Annotated in this window: 16 protein-coding genes; 3 read left to right on the top strand and 13 right to left on the bottom strand. The window is 75.2% G+C overall.

All coding sequences use genetic code 11. The features are described from left to right. Positions 1-3 precede the first annotated feature (3 nt). A complete protein-coding gene (locus FHU36_RS16565; protein ID WP_512699248.1) occupies positions 4-876 on the bottom strand; it encodes a formylglycine-generating enzyme family protein in 873 nt (290 codons plus the stop codon). Between the two features lie 152 nt (positions 877-1028). Here FHU36_RS16565 and FHU36_RS16570 point away from each other — a divergent pair, with 152 nt between their 5' ends. Both FHU36_RS16570 and FHU36_RS16575 read left to right on the top strand, forming a co-directional pair. After that, on the top strand, positions 1029-1979 hold the full coding sequence (locus tag FHU36_RS16570) for a Ppx/GppA family phosphatase (protein WP_185084897.1): 951 nt from the start codon (positions 1029-1031) through the stop codon (positions 1977-1979). 57 nt (positions 1980-2036) lie between these two features. Beyond that, positions 2037-2234 (top strand): hypothetical protein, encoded by a 198-nt coding sequence (locus tag FHU36_RS16575; protein ID WP_185084898.1) that lies wholly within the window; start codon positions 2037-2039, stop codon positions 2232-2234. Here the strand turns inward: FHU36_RS16575 and FHU36_RS16580 are convergent. From FHU36_RS16580 to FHU36_RS44445, 3 genes are all read right to left on the bottom strand, one after another. Then, positions 2218-2721: an ATP-binding protein gene (locus tag FHU36_RS16580; RefSeq protein ID WP_185084899.1), complete on the bottom strand. Its 504-nt coding sequence runs from the start codon at positions 2719-2721 to the stop codon at positions 2218-2220. The genes FHU36_RS16575 and FHU36_RS16580 overlap by 17 nt on opposite strands. A gap of 65 nt (positions 2722-2786) precedes the next feature. Next, on the bottom strand, positions 2787-3332 hold the full coding sequence (locus tag FHU36_RS16585) for a TetR/AcrR family transcriptional regulator (protein ID WP_185084900.1): 546 nt from the start codon (positions 3330-3332) through the stop codon (positions 2787-2789). A 132-nt stretch (positions 3333-3464) separates the two neighbouring features. Next, positions 3465-3785, bottom strand: coding sequence for an STAS domain-containing protein (locus tag FHU36_RS44445; protein ID WP_185084901.1), 321 nt, complete (start codon positions 3783-3785; stop codon positions 3465-3467). A 72-nt stretch (positions 3786-3857) separates the two neighbouring features. On the opposite strand from FHU36_RS44445, the gene FHU36_RS44450 reads away from it, so the two are divergent. Beyond that, entirely contained in the window at positions 3858-4553 is a 696-nt protein-coding gene (locus FHU36_RS44450) for a GNAT family N-acetyltransferase (RefSeq protein WP_246502472.1), read from the top strand. Between the two features lie 98 nt (positions 4554-4651). On the opposite strand, the gene FHU36_RS16600 is transcribed toward FHU36_RS44450, so the two are convergent. The 9 genes from FHU36_RS16600 to FHU36_RS16640 all read right to left on the bottom strand — a co-directional run bounded on the left by FHU36_RS16600 (position 4652) and on the right by FHU36_RS16640 (position 15167). Further along, on the bottom strand, positions 4652-6007 hold the full coding sequence (locus tag FHU36_RS16600; RefSeq protein ID WP_312891645.1) for an AAA family ATPase: 1356 nt from the start codon (positions 6005-6007) through the stop codon (positions 4652-4654). After that, on the bottom strand, positions 6004-7431 hold the full coding sequence (locus tag FHU36_RS16605; protein ID WP_185084902.1) for a hypothetical protein: 1428 nt from the start codon (positions 7429-7431) through the stop codon (positions 6004-6006). The genes FHU36_RS16600 and FHU36_RS16605 overlap by 4 nt, the downstream gene beginning before the upstream one ends. A gap of 96 nt (positions 7432-7527) precedes the next feature. Continuing rightward, a complete protein-coding gene (locus FHU36_RS16610) occupies positions 7528-8628 on the bottom strand; it encodes a hypothetical protein (RefSeq protein ID WP_185084903.1) in 1101 nt (366 codons plus the stop codon). Next, positions 8625-9572 carry a hypothetical protein gene (locus tag FHU36_RS16615; protein WP_246502473.1) on the bottom strand — a complete coding sequence of 316 codons (948 nt, stop codon included), beginning with the start codon at positions 9570-9572 and terminating at the stop codon, positions 8625-8627. The genes FHU36_RS16610 and FHU36_RS16615 overlap by 4 nt, the downstream gene beginning before the upstream one ends. A gap of 66 nt (positions 9573-9638) precedes the next feature. Next, complete coding sequence (locus FHU36_RS16620) at positions 9639-10325, bottom strand: class I SAM-dependent methyltransferase (RefSeq protein WP_221496388.1); 687 nt, start codon at positions 10323-10325, stop codon at positions 9639-9641. Beyond that, positions 10309-11307, bottom strand: coding sequence for an alpha/beta fold hydrolase (locus FHU36_RS16625; protein WP_221496389.1), 999 nt, complete (start codon positions 11305-11307; stop codon positions 10309-10311). Before FHU36_RS16625 ends, FHU36_RS16620 begins: the two co-directional genes overlap by 17 nt. Continuing rightward, entirely contained in the window at positions 11304-12347 is a 1044-nt protein-coding gene (locus FHU36_RS16630; RefSeq protein WP_185084904.1) for an NAD-dependent epimerase/dehydratase family protein, read from the bottom strand. Before FHU36_RS16630 ends, FHU36_RS16625 begins: the two co-directional genes overlap by 4 nt. Beyond that, a complete protein-coding gene (locus FHU36_RS16635) occupies positions 12344-14143 on the bottom strand; it encodes an AMP-binding protein (protein WP_185084905.1) in 1800 nt (599 codons plus the stop codon). Before FHU36_RS16635 ends, FHU36_RS16630 begins: the two co-directional genes overlap by 4 nt. Positions 14144-14147: 4 nt before the next feature. Next, entirely contained in the window at positions 14148-15167 is a 1020-nt protein-coding gene (locus FHU36_RS16640) for a 3-oxoacyl-ACP synthase III family protein (RefSeq protein WP_185084906.1), read from the bottom strand. Positions 15168-15196 lie beyond the last annotated feature (29 nt).

Consider the following 15196-nt stretch of genomic DNA (forward strand, 5'->3'; position numbering starts at 1 on the left):
CGATCAGGGTATGGCCGCGCAGCGGAAACCCGTGTGCCCGGTCGAGGAGTCGGGGGTGTTGGAGGTGCGCGCCGCCACCCGGTAGCGGTTGCAGTAGGAGTCATGGCACAGGTAGGAGCCGCCCCGCATCACCTTCGCGGCGCCCTCCGCCGGCCCCGCCGGGTCCTCGGCGTACGCCTCCCACGCGGTGCCCCACCAGTCGGCCGTCCACTCCCACACGTTGCCCACGACGTCGTACAGGCCGTACCCGTTGGGCTGGAACGACTTGACCGGCATCGTCCCCCTGCTCGGAGCGGTGGGGAAGGACCCCTGCCAGATGTTGCACCGCCGCCGCCCCTTCGGGGCCAGCTCGTCACCCCACGGGTAGCGCGCCCCGTCCAGGCCGCCGCGGGCCGCCTTCTCCCACTCCGCCTCGGTCGGCAGCCGCTTGCCCGCCCACGCCGCGTAGGCGGCGGCGTCGTGCCACGACACGTGCACCACCGGATGGTTCTGCCGGTCGCCGATCGACGAGCCGGGACCCTCGGGGGAGCGCCACGTCGCCCCCTGCACCCCGGCCCACCACGGCGCCCCCGGCACGCCCGCGTCCATGACGCCGCCGGTGGCGAACGGCCGGAACACGAACGACCAGCCGAGCCGCTCGGCCTGCGTGACGTACCCGCTCTCCTTCACGAACCTGGCGAACTGGGCGTTCGTCACGCACGCCGGATCGATGAGGAACGGCCGCAGCCGCACCTCCCGCACCGGGCCCTCCCCGTCGGCGGGGTGCCCGTCGGGATCGTCGCCGCCCATGCGGAACGTGCCGCCGGGCACGCGCACCATCCCGCGCGGCGGCTCCCGCCGCACCGGTGGCGGAACGGGTGCCGGCGGTGCCGGCAAGCGAGCGGCCTCCCCGCGGCTCGGTCCACAGCACGCGCTCAACGCTCTCCTCCCGGTTCACGACATCTGGAAGGGTAATGGCCCGGGTCGCCCGCTCCGCCGGTCAGGTCCCGCTTTCGCGGTGCCGGACGAGGGCCTGTAGCGTCGTTCCCATGCGACTCGGCGTGCTGGACATCGGCTCGAACACCGTGCATTTACTGGTGGTCGACGCCCACCGGGGTGCCTGCCCCATCCCGGCCTACTCCCACAAGGAGGAGCTGCGGCTCACCGAGCACCTCGACGCCGCCAACGAGCTGTCCGCCGAGGGCATCGAACTGCTGGGCGCGTTCGTGGAGGAGGCGCTGCGGCTGGCGGAGGACAAGGGGGTCGAGGAGTTCCTCGCGTTCGCCACCTCGGCCGTGCGCGGCGCCGCCAACGGCGAGCAGGTGATCGCCCAGATCGACGAGCGCTGCGGCGTGGACATCGAGGTGCTGTCCGGGCCGGACGAGGCCAGGCTGACGTTCCTGGCGGTGCGGCGATGGTTCGGCTGGTCGGCGGGCCGGCTGCTCGCTTTCGACATCGGCGGCGGCTCCCTGGAGATCGCCGCTGGGGTGGACGAGGAGCCCGACGTGGCCGTGTCGCTGCCGCTCGGCGCGGGACGGCTCACCCGCGGCTGGTTCACCGCCGACCCGCCCCCCGCCGGCGAGCTGCGCGCGCTGCGCAGGCACGTACGCGCCGAGATCGCCCGCACGGTCGGCAGCATCGTCCGCTACGGCGAGGCGACCCGCGCGGTCGCCACCTCCAAGACGTTCAAGCAGCTCGCCCGGATCGCCGGGGCCGCGCCGTCGAGCGATGGGCCGCACGTGCCGCGCTCGCTGTCGCGGCACGACATGGCCGACTGGGCCGTCAAGCTCACCACCATGGACTCCGCCACCCGCGCCGTGCTGCCGGGGGTGTCGCCGGGGCGCGCGGAGCAGCTCGCGGCCGGCGCGCTCGTCGCCGACGCGGTGATGGACCTGTACGAGGTGGACCGGCTCGAGGTCTGCCCGTGGGCGCTGCGCGAGGGGGTCATCCTGCGCCGGCTGGACCTGCTTCCCGGTCCGGGGGATCTTCCCTCCCGGTGAGCCTGATCTATCGCCGGCTCAAGGCATAGGCCGCGGCCCGGCGGGAACGTCGGCCGGATGGTGGAAGCTCTCGGCGCGCTCGCCTCCCTGGCGATCGCCTTCTCTCTGGTGTTCCTGGCCACGGTGCTCATCGCGGTGGTCTTCCTGCTCGTGCTCGCGTGCCTGGCGGGGGCCACCTCGCGGCACGCGCACGGTCACAGCCGCACGCCGTTCGGCCGGACGGCCCTCCGGGCGGTGCTCAGAGGGGCCTCGTAGGGGCCTCACCCGGGCGCCGGCCCGGTGTCGCGGCGGCCCCGTCGTTCCCCATGAACGGCCCCATGAACGGCGAGGCCGCCGCCCCGGGCGTGAACCGCAGCCGCTTCTCCAGGCACACCACCGCCCCGTGTTCGGCCCTGTTGGTGAATCGGATGTCGTCGGCGAGTGCCCGCATGATCTGGATGCCCCGGCCGTGCTCGGCGCCGGGCGGCGGCGCCTCGCTGACCAGCCGGGGGTCGAAGCCGTTGCCCGTGTCGACCACCCTGATCACGCACAGGTCGTCGTGCACCCCCGCGCTCACCGTGTACTCGTCGCTGGGGCCGGCGTGCCTGATCACGTTGGAGCACGCCTCGCTGAGCATGAGTTCGATGTCGTCGCGGATCTGCTCCTCGACGCCGAGGGTGTCGAGGGTCGCCTGAAGGATCTGCCTGATCAGCGGGACGCTCGCCGCATCCCTGGGCAGCCGGAGCGCTATCGTCGCCTCCACCTGTTTCTCCTCCCGTCCGGATGCGTGACAGCCCCCATGCCCGCGATCGATCGTCCCAATCGCCGCTAGGGTTCCAGAAGCCTGAGCGCCACCTCCAGGGCGGCCTCGCCCATCTCCTCCTCCGGCACCTTCGGGTCGCGCATCACCCACGCGCCCGCGTGCAGCGTGAACAGCGACATCGACCGGCTCAGCCGGACGGCCGGCGGGTCGTCCGGCTCGCTCAGCTCCGTGGTGAGGTCGAGCAGCGCCTCGCGGATCCGGGCGAAGCGGGGGTTGTCGCGCAGCGCCGTCTGGTTGCGCTCCAGGAATCGCGTGATCTGCGCGTAGCGGCGCTCGCGCAGGATCCGGGCATAGCGCACCACCAGCTCGCGCCGCGTCCGCGGAGTCCTCGGCTGTGACCTGACCCAGGTCAGCAGGTCTTCGAGCTGCTGTACGCGCTCGTCGACGAGGCTCGCGACGATGTCGTCCTTGGTCTTGAAGTGGTAGTAGAGCGCCGCCTTGGTCACGCCGAGCTCCTCGGCGATCTCCCGCAGGGACGTCGCCTCGTACCCCTGCTCCGTGAAGAGCCTGAGCGCGATGTCCTGGATACGGGTCCGGGTGTCTTCCCGCACTGTGCACCTGTTTCCGAGCGCCTGTTTCCGGCCGGATCAGCTTGACGGCCGGCACGTAAGTATCCAGGCAGGCTTGCCGGTCGGCAAGTAAGTGGCGGCCCCGGGGCGCGAGCAGGGAGAGGCGGTCCGCCGTCAGTCGGGCGGAAGCGCGAAAAGGCGGTCCATCGCCGTCATCCGCAGCACGTCGCGCAGGTAGGGCGTCAGCGCCACCACCCGCATGGCGGCGCCGTCCTGCTCGGCCCTGCGGTGCAGGCGGATCAGCGCGGCCAGCCCCGAGGAGTCGAGGAACGTCACGCCCGACAGGTCGGCGTCGAGCCGCCGGTAGCCGTCGGGCAGGGTCAGGCCCGTCAGCTCCGAAACGGTCTCGTAGTCGAGGTCGCCGTCGAGCACGAGCCGGACGACCTCCGGCTCGGGTGTCTCGACGCCGATGCTCAGCGGCGTCTTGTCGAGCACGTTCCCAGCCTAGCCACCGGGGGAGGGAAAATGAGAGGCGCCGCCCCGGGCGGTCCGTGCACAATCCCCACCATGAGCGCACTCAGCCGGCCGCGGGCCGAGGACGCCGCCGCCATCCACGAGCTGGTGGCCGCCTGCGACCTGGCCGTCCTCGGCAAGGTCGACTCGACCCTCGGCGACATCGACGGCCGGCCGGCGGGCGTCGTCATCGGCAACGACCAGTTCGTCGCCGACGAGGGCTGCGGCTACGTCGCCACGCTGGCCGTCCTGCCAGAGTTCTGGGGCAGGGGCCTCGGCAGGTTCCTGCTGCTGCACACCTTCGCCGCCGACGCCGCCCGCGGCCGCAAGGGCACGATCCTGCACGTCGGCTCGGCCGACACCACACCCGCGCTCGAGCTCTACCTGTCGGCGGGCATGCGCACGGTCATGGTCTTGAAGCGCTCCCCACGGATGAATCCGGGGGATTCCAGCCGTCCCAACCGTCCGGCTACGCGCATGGTCGCGACGCTGTCGCTTGGCGATTCACCTTCCGGCCCCGCTCGCACGGGTTTCCACGCCCCAGCCCGCACACCCGGTCCGGGCTGCGCGAACTCCGCCCTCCCGGCGGTGAATAGAAACTGCCTCGGCCTCCCCCGCGAGCTTGGTATCACTCACGTGTTCGACCACGGCCCACCATACCGGTGCCGGGCGCGCTGCCGCAGTCCGTTCCGTCAACGCACGCTCACCCCCTGGCGGGCACTCCCGCGCCGGGCTTACCCCCATGGCTGAAGCCAGGGGTCCGCGCCCGGCATCCTCGATCGACGTCCTGCGCCGCCGTCTGTGACCGCCGTGCGGCCCCGCGGCGGGCACCGCGGGAGCGGGACCGGTCAGACGCGGTGGGCCGCCAGGTGGTCGAGGACCGACTGGTTGGCCTCCCAGCCGTCCGGAAACTTGACCGGCACCCCGAGCTGCACCGGCTCCGCCGACGGATGGGCGTCCAGGAGTTCGGCGATGCCCGCCCGGGCCACCACCACGCACGCGTGCCGGTGCCGCGAGGCGAGCACGCACAGCCGCCCCGACTCCAGGTGGAAGGCGGTCGCGTCGCGCCGCCCCGACAACGGGTGCAGCACGATCGTCACGTCGTACTCCCGCCCCTGCAGCCGGTTGGCCGTGTCCACCGTGATCTCCGGCGGCAGCCCGGCGTTCCTGATCGCCGCCACCTGGTCGCGGTGCGCGGCGCCCACCGCGATCCGGTCGGCCGTCACGGGCCGCTCGCCCTGCTCCGAGCCCGCCACCGCGCCGCGCTGCAGCAGCCGCTCCGCCAGCAGCGCCACGGCCTGAACGGCCTCGCCGTCGGTGCGCACGGAGTGCCGGTTCGGCAGCTCCAGCAGCGCCCACCCCGACCGGGCGGCCTCCTCCAGCGCCCGGTCGTGCACGGTGCCCATGCCGCCCGTCGCGAGCTCCAGCCGCCGCTCGCCCGGCCCCGTGCCCGAGCGGAACCCGGTGAACGGGTAGAACGCCCGCGACACCACGGGAGCCGCCGACGCGGGCAGCCGCCACGACACCGGCAGCCGGTGCACCGGCAGGTCGGGGTTGTGCCGCAGCAGCACCGACACCGCGCTCTGCAGCGGGTCCCACGACAGCCCCGACCAGCGGTCGCCGTCCACGATCGAGAACGGGTCGAGCTGCCCCGGATCGCCCACGAACAGCGCCCGGTCGAACAGCGCGGCGATGCGCAGCAGCTTGTCGGAGCGCATCTGGTAGGCCTCGTCCACGATCGCCCACGGCCACGTCCGTCCGGCGATCCACGCCCACTTGTCGGCGGTTGCGATGACGATGTCCGGGTCGCCGAGGTCCTGCACCCGGGTGCCGACGGTGACGCCGGGCAGCTCCAGCATCCGCCGCGGCGCCACGTACCCGCTCGCCGACAGCCGGCCCACGGTCAGCTGCGGGTGCCGCTCGCACAGGCGCGAGACCAGGTCGTCGACCTGCTCGTTCGTCTGGGCGACGATCATCAGCGGCTCGCCGGTCTCGGCGATGTGCGCCGCCGCCCGTACGACGAGGGTGGACTTGCCCGCCCCCGGCGGCGAGTCGACGACCACGCCGCGGTGGCGCGGCAGGTCGGCGAGCACGTTCCGGATGACCTGTTCGGGGCTCGCGGCGGGCTCGGGCGCGGGCGCGGCGTCCGGCCCGGCGTCGCCGACGGCCCGCCCGGCGAGCCGCCCGACGGCCTGCTCTGTCACGACCACTCCTCCTGGGCGTCCTCGTCGGTGGGCACGTACGCGTGGGGCGGCCCGCCGTGCGTCCACGGCGTGGCCTCGGCCTCGGGCAGCGCGGGCGAGCCCTGGAAGTCGTCCGTCAGCGACGTGTAGCAGACCCGCTCGCCCACCTCGGGCACCGCGCCGGGGGTGGGTGTCCTGCCCCGCCCCATCCCTTTGGTGATCTTGATGGTAGCCAGGCCGTCGCCCGCGGACACGAGCTGGGCGCCCTGGCCGCGTCGCTGCGGCGTGCCGAGCGCCGTGCCGGGCGCCAGCCGTACCGGATCGTCGGTCTTGATCACCACGAGCGGGCGGAGCTTGCGCGAGCGGCCCTCGCCCTCGGCGTGCTCGGGATCGGTCTCGACCACTTCGCCGGCGAACGCCTCTCCGGTGAGCCGGTACTCGGCCATGACGAGGGGGTCGTCGTAGGCGCGCTGCACGTCGTAGGCCGCCTGGGCGCGTTCCATGCGCGCCAGCCGGGAGGCCGCGGCGATCGCGCCGTCGCGTCGCGCCTGCGGCGGCGCGCCCTCGGCGATCTGCGCCGCCATGCCGGAGAACGACCCGCGGTCCTGCTCCCACCGCTGCGCCACGCCGGCCCCCTCGGGCAGCCCGGCCAGCAGGTCGATGGCCTGCCACATGAGGCGCCAGGTGGGTTCGAGCTGGGTGCGCAGCGCCTCGGTGATCCGTTCGGCCGAACCGCTGTCGATGGCGGGCGCCAGCACCTCGGCGTCGAACCCCGGATCGGTCGCCGGTCCCGCCGGCGGCCAGATCAACGGGTCCTCCGCGTCGTCGCTCGGCCCGTCGGTGATCCAGCCGAGCAGCGCGGCCAGGTTGGCGTCCTCCAGCCCGCTCTGCCCGGTCGCCCAGTGCCGGCCCAGCTCCTCGGTGGCGGCCAGCATGAGCGACGAGCCGGGGAACGCGGCCCGCTCGCCGAAGTAGGTGAGCCAGCGGCCGAGCAGCGGCACCGCCTCCGGCACGGGGTAGGGCCCGTCGGTCCGCCGGAAGCGCGTGGAACGGCCGAGCAGCCGGGTGAAGGCGACCCCGGCCGTGTTCGGCACGACGAGCTGCGGCGCGTCCAGCACCCGCTCGTACGGGTCGGCGTTCCTGCGCTCCACCGTCTCGGTGCCTGACAGGAACCCCTCGACGTACGGCAGGAGCACCCCGGCCAGGTCGGCCGCCCAGGCGAAACGCAGGTCACGGTTGCGCGGCTGGGCCACCACGAGCAGGTGCGGCCGGTCGCGGTCGGTGCCCAGCATGGCGGCCAGCGGCGCGGCGGCCTCGCCGGAGAGCTTGAGCGGGACGAACACCATCGGCCGCGCCGACAGGTGGCAGTGCCGGACCGTCGCGATGGGCTGGGCGACACCCTCGTCGAGCGCCCGCAGCCGGGCGAGGGAGGTCAGCAGGCTCACGACGGACGCTCCCGGAGCTCGGGACGGTCGGGTGCGGGCGACGGGCGGGCGGGCGCGGGTGTCATGCGGCCGGCTCCCGGCGGTGCGGCGCGGGCCTCACGCGAGGCACTCCCGGCGCAGGCGTTCGGCGTTGCGGAGCAGGCGGGCGATCTCCTCCTGGCCCTCGGCGGGGGCGCGGGCGCCGTCCGCCAGGCCGAGTGCCTCGCCGACGGAGCCCACGCCGCCGAGCTCGTCGCGGACGTGGCGGCCCAGCAGATCGGTGGCGCCCTCCTGGCGGGCCTCGTCGCGGCAGAAGAAGCACAGGTCGCACGTCGCCAGGCAGTCGGGCGCGTATCGGGCGGTCGCCCGGCGCAGCGCGTCGGCCAGTTCGGCGGCCGGGCGGGTGGGCAGCCCGTCCTCGCCCGGTAGCAGGTCGAACGTCAGCTCCTCGGGCAGGCCGTCCAGCAGCCGGTCGAGCGCGGTCATCCGGGCGAGCTGGCGTTCGAGCACGCCGAGCTGCCGGCGCACGTCGACCAGGGTCGCGACGGGCCGGTTGGCGAAGTTCTCCGGGCAGACGAGCACCACGTCGTGCGCCACCCGCAGCGGGTCGTGACCCAGCTCGGCGAGCATCCGGCGCAGCGCGAGCACGTAGACGGCCGCCTGCCGGGCCGCCGCCGCCACCGCCGACGGGTCGGCCTGCCCGTCGATCACCGCGAACGACTTGATCTCCACGATGTGGAACCGGCCGCCGAGCTGGAAGGCCACCACGTCCGGCTCCAGGTAGGCGGTGTGGCCGGCGATCCCCACGCTGAGCAGCGGGTGGTCGTAGACCGTGCCGGCGTCGTCGCCGTCGCGGGCCGCCCGGTCGAACAGCGCGCGCGTGTGGGCGTGGCGCAGGTGCGCGCCGACGTTCTCGACGTCGTGGTAGGCCACCTCGGCGATCGGCAGGCCGAGCAGTTCGCGCAGCATCCGCAGCAGCTCGGCGCAGCCGTCGGCCTTCACCAGAGCCTCGAACGCGTTGCCGCGGGTGATCGCGAACGGTGACTGGCCGAACGGCGCCGGGAACCCCAGGTGGCGGGCCGCTGCGTCCTTGTCGATGCCCGCGCCGTCCAGCAGCGCCCGGCGGGTGCAGCCCGGGTTGGCGGCGAGCGCGGCGATGGCGCGCGCGTCGTGCGGCTTCTGCGGGGTCGTGCCCCGCAGCGCGTCGAGCCGGTTCATCGGCGGCCTCTCGTGGCTGTGTCTCCGGCCGGGCCGGAGGTGGTGACGGTGTCGCCCACGACGGCGTCGCGGGCGACGGTGATCAGAGTAGTGGCGCCGAACAGCCGGGACCGGTCATCGAGCTGGGATGTCGCGCGTCCGGCCAGCTCCGCGCGGTCCCGCGTGTCGCGGCCGGCGTGCACGGCCAGCTCGCGGGCGGCGGCCTCGGCCACGCGCGCGGGGTCGGGCGGGCCGAGGTCGGCGGTGTCGGCGTCGGCGGCGGCGCCGGGGATGTTGCGGGCCATGCGGGCCAGCAGCCGCAGGGCGCGCGGGTCGAGGGCGGCGAGCGGGTCGGCGCCGAGCTGCCGGGCCACGGCCATGGCGCAGGTCAGGAAGTCGACCCGGGGGCTGAGCGGGCCCACCACGCGCCGCTCCAGCGGCCAGGTGCTCACCGTGAGCAGGCCGCGGGCGGGGGAGAGCCGGTCGGTCAGCGCGGCGCACAGGTAGTAGGGCCTGCCGTACGGGGAGGAGGCGAACGAGCGCTCCTCGTCACGGCGCAGGCTGGTGAGCCGGCTGCCGCGCAACGTCCCGCCGAGGAGCGCCTCGCTCACGGCCGCGACCAGCCTCGGCTGGGCCGGGGCGGCCAGCAGGGTCAGCGCCTGGTGCACCTGCTCGCGCACGGTGACCAGCGCCCCGCCCCGTGGCGCCCCGCCCTCCGACGCCCTGCCTGGCGACGCCCCGGCCGCCCGCGCGCCTGGCGGCCCGTCCGGAGATCCGTCCGGCGACTCGTCCGGGGCTGCGCCGGGCAGGTCGCCCGTGACCAGCGCGTCCCACGCGCGTTCGGCGGCGCGCAGCTCGGCGCGCAGGGTGCGGGCCGTCGCCGTGTCCTTGGCGCGCATGGCCGTGCGCACACCGGCCCGGAGCCCGTCGATCCGCCTTTCGAGCTCGTCCAGCCGGTCACTCATGGCGGGAAGCGTAACAGGAGTTCCAGTATTTACCAGTAATTCGTTGAATCTACGATGTAAAGGCCGTCACTCCGCCGGCGCGGCGAGCACCCACGTACGGTCGTCCGTCACGAACCTCTCCAGCCGCAGGCCGGCCCGCGCAAGCTCGGCCGCGAGCCGCTCGTCCGTCAGGCGCCACGACCGGAACGACTGCGTCCACTCCTTGCCGCCGTGGGTGTAGCGCATGGTCGAGTGGACCAGGCCGGGGGAGACCTCCTCGACCGCGGCCACCTCGATGGTCAGCCCGTCCACCGTCCTGCCCTGGCCGGGCCGCCGGTCGTCGTGCCGTTCCGGCGGCGTCCACTGGATGAGCACGCGGCCGTCCGGCGCCACGTGCCGCGCGCAGGTGTCCAGCAGCAGTCGCCGGCCCTCCTCCTCGGCCGTCTGCACGAGGTGCGAGGCCAGCATGACCAGGTCGAAGCGCCGCTCCAGCCGCAGGTCCTGGATGCCCGACCGGACCGTGCGGGCGCCGCGCACGTGCGCCAGCATCTCGGCCGACTCGTCGACGGCGACCACCTCGAAGCCCCGCTCGACCAGCGGGTGCGTCACCCGGCCCACCCCGCAGCCGAGCTCCAGGACCGAACCGCCGGGTGGCGTCACCCCGGCCACCACGTCGGGCTCGTCGCCGGCCTTCATGAGCAGGTAGAACTCCACCGGCGAGCCGTCGCGCGTGATGGGCCCGGTGCCGGTGCCGCTGTCAGGCATGATCGTCATGTTTCTCGACGCTAGACGACGGAGCCGTCCCCGGCGAGACCCAACCCGGCCCCGGTTCGCCGGCCGCCCCGGTGTCCAGCAGGAAGGCGCGCAGGGCGGGCACGAGCTGCTCGTGAGCGTCCTCCAGCACGTAGTGGCCGGCGTGCGGGTACAGGACCGTGCGGGCGGCGGGCAGGCGCCGCCGCCACTCGTCGAGGATCCCCGGGTCGAAGACCGGGTCGCGCAGCCCCCACGCGATGAGCGCCGGCAGGCCGGCGAACCCCTCCAGAGCCTCGCCCGTGGCCCGCAGCACCGGCCACGCGGCATCGCCGGGCCGCAGCGGGATGTCGTGGACGAAGCGCTGGACGGCCACGCGGTGCGCGGGCCGGTCGTACGGGGCGAGGAACGCCGCCCGCACCTCGGCCGGCATCCGGCGGCGCACCCCGAGCGGCCGCCAGGTGGCGCCGCGGGCGAAGGCGTTGCGGCGGAACAGCCAGCCGCCCAGCGCCGTCTCGCGCAGCAGCCAGAGCGGCAGCCGCAGGGGCGGGCGCACCCGCTCGCCGTGCGGGTTGGGGAAGGCGGCGGTGTTGAGGATCACCAGGCGGGCCACCCGCCCGGGGTGGCGGGCCGCCCAGGCCAGGCCGATCGGACCGCCCCAGTCGTGCACGACCAGCGTCCAGCCGCGCTCCGGCGCGGCGTGCGCCCCGACCAGGTGGCCGACCAGCGCCTCCAGGTCCGCCACCCGGGAGGCGAGGGTGTGCGGGTAGCGGTCCGGGGCGGGCTTGTCGGACAGGCCCATGCCGATGTGGTCGGGCGCGACGCAGCGGAACGCGTCCCGCAGCGCCAGGATCGGCCGCCGCCACAGGTAGCTCCACGACGGGTTGCCGTGCACGAACAGCAGCGGCGCGCCCGACCCCTCGTCGAGGTAGTGCTGGCGCAGCCCGCCACGTGCCGGCGGGGCGAACCAGCGGGAGGTGAACGGGTAGCCGGGGTACACGGTCACCGGGCGGCCTCCGGCGGGTGGGCGGCAGGGTGGGTGGCAGGGTGGCTGGCAGGGTGGCTGGCAAGGTGGGCGGTCAGGCGGGCCAGGCCCTCGGCGGTGCCGACCCGGGGCTCGTAGCCGAGGTCGCGGCGGGCGGCCGAGATGTCGAACCAGTGCGCCGTGGAAGCCTGCTCCACCAGGAAGCGCGTCAGCGGCGGCTCGCCGCAGTCCAGCCCCAGCCTCCCGGCGAGCCGCCAGCCGCCCTCCAGCAGCGCCGCCGCCAGCAGTGCCGGAGGGGCGGGCAGCCGTCGCCGCACCGGTGCCACGCCGGCGGCGGCGAGCAACGCGTTGACCCACGCGCCGAAGCCGCCGGGCTCACCCTGGGTGATGAAGTACGCCCGGCCACACAGCGGCGAACCCGGGCGCAGCCGGTCGAGCGCCAGCACGTGGGCGTCGGCGGCGTTGTCGATGTAGACCGTGTCGACCGTCCTGTCGGCCAGGCCCAGCAGCCACAGCCGGCGGCGGTTGGCCACCAGGCCCGGCAGGAAGTGCGGATCACCGGGCCCCCAGATGAGGTGCGGGCGCAGCGCGACGACGGGCACCGTGCCGGCGGCGGACAGCACGAGCCGTTCGGCCGCGGCCTTGGACCGGGGATAGGCGGCGGTGAAGCGGCGGGCGTAGGGCGCCGACTCGTCCACGCCCTCCAGGTCGCGCCCGTCGTGCACGACGCTGGGGGAGGAGGTGTGGACCAGCCGCGCGCCGGCGCGGGCGCAGGCGTCCAGCACGTTGCGGGTGCCGTCCACGTTGATCTCCCGGTACTCGCGGTCCGGCCCGTACGCGCCCGCCTTGGCGGCGCAGTGCACCACGGCCTCGCAGCGGCCCACCGCGGCCCGCACCGCCGCGGCGTCGCGGAGGTCGGCGAGGTGCTGGATCACGCCGAGCGCGTCGAGGCCGGGGTGGCGGCGGCGGTGCAGGGTGTGGACGGTGTCGCCCCGGGCGACCAGCCGCCGGCACACCGCCCGGCCCAGGAACCCGCCGCCTCCCGTCACCAGGACGTTCACCGCGGACCCACCCGCAGCCGGCGGGCCGCCCACCCGGCCAGCACACCCCTGCGGATCTTGCTGTTGTGCCGGGCGTCCACCGGGAACCCGGAATGGAACAGCACCTCACGCAGGCCGGCGGCGTGCGGGTGCCGGGCCGCCGTCTCCAGGACCGCGGCCCGCACGCGGTCGCGTTCGGCGCGCGGCTCCGGCTCCACCACGAGGACCGGGCGCTGGGCGCCCGGCGGCCCGACGCCGACGAGGGCGGTGCGCCGGACGCCGGGCACCGCGGCGAACAGGGTCTCGACGTGGTCGGTGTACAGGTCGCCGCCGGCCGTGCGGACCCGTTCGGACTTGCGGCCGGCGAACCACAGGCGGCCCTGCTCGTCGAGGTGGCCGAGGTCGCCCATCCGGTGCCAGACCCGCCGACCGTCGTGGATCCGCGCCAGGGCGGTCGCGGCGGGGTCGTCCAGGTACGGGTCGCTGACCGCCGGGGAGGCGACGACGATCTCGCCCACGGTGCCGGCCGGCACGGACAGCTCGTCGCTCCACCGCTCGACGGGACCGTCGGTCACCGTGATCACTCGCACCAGCGTGCCCGGCAGCGGAACCCCCAGACACGTCCCCCGGGCGTCCGCCGCCGGGTACCCGAGCCCGGCGGACCCCGGAGACCTGAGCCCGGCGGACACCGGAGGTCCGAGCCCGGCGGGCATCTGGGGCCCGAGCCCGGTCGGCGCCCGGCCGGAGAGGGCGGCGGCCAGGTCCCTGCCCGTGATCGCGGCCACCGGCAGGCACTCCGTGGCGCCGTACACCGACAGCACCCGCGCCCCGGCGGGCAGGCAGGCGCGCACCCGGCGCAGAGTCGGCAGCGGCAGCGGCGCCCCGGACACGGCCACGTCCCGCACGGACGAAAGGACCAGGCCCCGGGCCACGCAGTGGCGGGCCAGCCGGTCCAGCAGGGCCGGGGCGGCGAACACGCCCGCCACGCCGTACCGCTGGATGTCGGCGGCCAGGGAGGCCGGATCGGCGCGGACCGGCCGCCGCGGGTCCAGGTCGGGCAGCACCGCGGTCGCCCCGAGCGCCGCCGCCCCCAGCGCGAACGGCACGAACGTGGACAGCATGGGCGTGCCCGGCTGGAAGACGTCGAGCGTGGCGAGCAGGTCGAGCTGCGCGGCGAGGTGGCGGTGCCGCAGCGGCACGCCCTTGGGCGGGCCGGTGGAGCCGGAGGTGTAGGCGATCAGCGCCAGGTCGTCGGGCGACGGCATCCGCGCCCCCGCCCCCGCCCCTGCCCCCGCCCCTGCCCCCGCCTCCGCCTCCGCCCGTGACACGGCGGCGCGCAGGCTCGCGAGGGTCGGCCCCGGCCACAGCCGCCGCGGGCCGACCGTGATGCTCACCCGGTTGCCGCGCCGGGCCCACCCCAGCACCAGCCTGGCCGCCTGGGCGAGCGGGACGCCGATGAACGCCTCCGCGCCGGCCCGGTCCAGGCATCGCCTGATCGCGGCCCACGGCAGCCCCGGATCGACCATCACCGGCACCGCGCCCATCCGCAGCAGCGACAGCGCCAGCACTCCGAGCTCGACGCCGGGGTACACGAGCAGCACGGCCCGCATGCCCGGCCGCACGCCGGCCCGCGCCAGCGCCGCGGTCGTGTGCTCCACCGACCGCGCCATCTCCAGGTAGGTGACCGCCTCCGGCGCGCGCCCGCCCACCTGGCAGGCGAGCACGCCGGGCTGCTCGCGCGCCCAGCGCTCGGCCCGCAGGACCACCTCGCTCACCGGCTCGTACGGAACGGTCTCGGCGGGGATGTCGGGCGTCATCGGCTCACCACCGCACGACCACGACACCGGCGCTGAACCCGCTGGCCAGCCCCACCATGGCCACCAGGTCGCCGCGCCGCACCCGGCCCGCGCCCACCGCGTGGGCGAGCTGCGCCGGCAGCGTGGCGGCGACGAGGTTGCCGTGCCGGGCGATGGTGACGACGACCTTGCCCGGCGGTATCCCGGCCTGCTCGCAGAACTTCCACAGCCCCGGCAGCGACGCCTGGTGCACGCAGATCGCCGCGAAGTCGTCCCAGGTCAGGCCGAGATCGCTGAGCAGCTTGTGGAACACGGTGAGGTCGATGCGCTGCATGCCGTGCACCAGGCCGACCGCGTCCACGGTGAGCGGCCGGAGCTGCGGCCAGGCGGACGCGGGGTCGCTGGTCAGGTTGGCCAGGTCCACGGTCGCCGCCTGCCAGCCGGCGGAGTGGGCGGCGAACCGGTGGCCGAGCACGCCCGGCTCCGTCCCCGGCTCCAGCAGCAGCGCGGCGCCGGCGTCGGAGACGGTGTAGGCGGCCGCGACGGCGAAGAACTCCTCCGCGCCGGTCAGCGTCCACGGCATGAACGCGCTGGCCAGCTCGCCGCAGCAGACCAGCACCCGGCGGTGGCGGCCGGTGCGGATGAGCGCGTCGGCCACCTGGATCGCGTTCAGCGTGCCGTTGCAGGCGTTGCGCACGTCGAAGACGGGACAGCCGGCGCCGAGCTTGGCCGCCACGACGTGCGCGGTGGCGGGCTCGACCAGGTCAATCGTCACGCCCGCGTAGACGATCAGGTCGAGGTCGTGCGGCTGGAGCCCGGTCTCCGCCAGCGTCCGGCGGGCGGCGTGCGCGGCCAGGTCCGACGGCTTCTCGTCGGGCGCGGCGAGGTGGCGGCGCCGGACCCCGCTGCCGTTGTGGATGACCCCGCGGGGCAGGTCGAGGCCGGGATTGCGGGCGGCCAGCCGGTCCTCCAGCTCCGCCGTGGTCATCGTGGTCTCCGGCAGGTGGGCGGCCACCGCGGTGATGCGGGTGTGGACCGTGGTCACGGGCGTCTCCTTCGTCCGTACGGCCGGCG

This window comes from Nonomuraea muscovyensis, from assembly GCF_014207745.1.
GTDB lineage: Bacteria > Actinomycetota > Actinomycetes > Streptosporangiales > Streptosporangiaceae > Nonomuraea > Nonomuraea muscovyensis.

Bases quoted from the DNA above. Each gene is read 5' to 3' on its own strand.
- FHU36_RS16570 (WP_185084897.1), top strand. From the start codon at position 1,029: ATGCGACTCGGCGTGCTGGACATCGGCTCGAACACCGTGCATTTACTG.
- FHU36_RS16575 (WP_185084898.1), top strand. From the start codon at position 2,037: ATGGTGGAAGCTCTCGGCGCGCTCGCCTCCCTGGCGATCGCCTTCTCT.
- FHU36_RS44450 (WP_246502472.1), top strand. From the start codon at position 3,858: ATGAGCGCACTCAGCCGGCCGCGGGCCGAGGACGCCGCCGCCATCCAC.
- FHU36_RS16610 (WP_185084903.1), bottom strand. From the start codon at position 8,628: ATGAACCGGCTCGACGCGCTGCGGGGCACGACCCCGCAGAAGCCGCAC.
- FHU36_RS16615 (WP_246502473.1), bottom strand. From the start codon at position 9,572: ATGAGTGACCGGCTGGACGAGCTCGAAAGGCGGATCGACGGGCTCCGG.
- FHU36_RS16620 (WP_221496388.1), bottom strand. From the start codon at position 10,325: ATGACGATCATGCCTGACAGCGGCACCGGCACCGGGCCCATCACGCGC.
- FHU36_RS16635 (WP_185084905.1), bottom strand. From the start codon at position 14,143: ATGACGCCCGACATCCCCGCCGAGACCGTTCCGTACGAGCCGGTGAGC.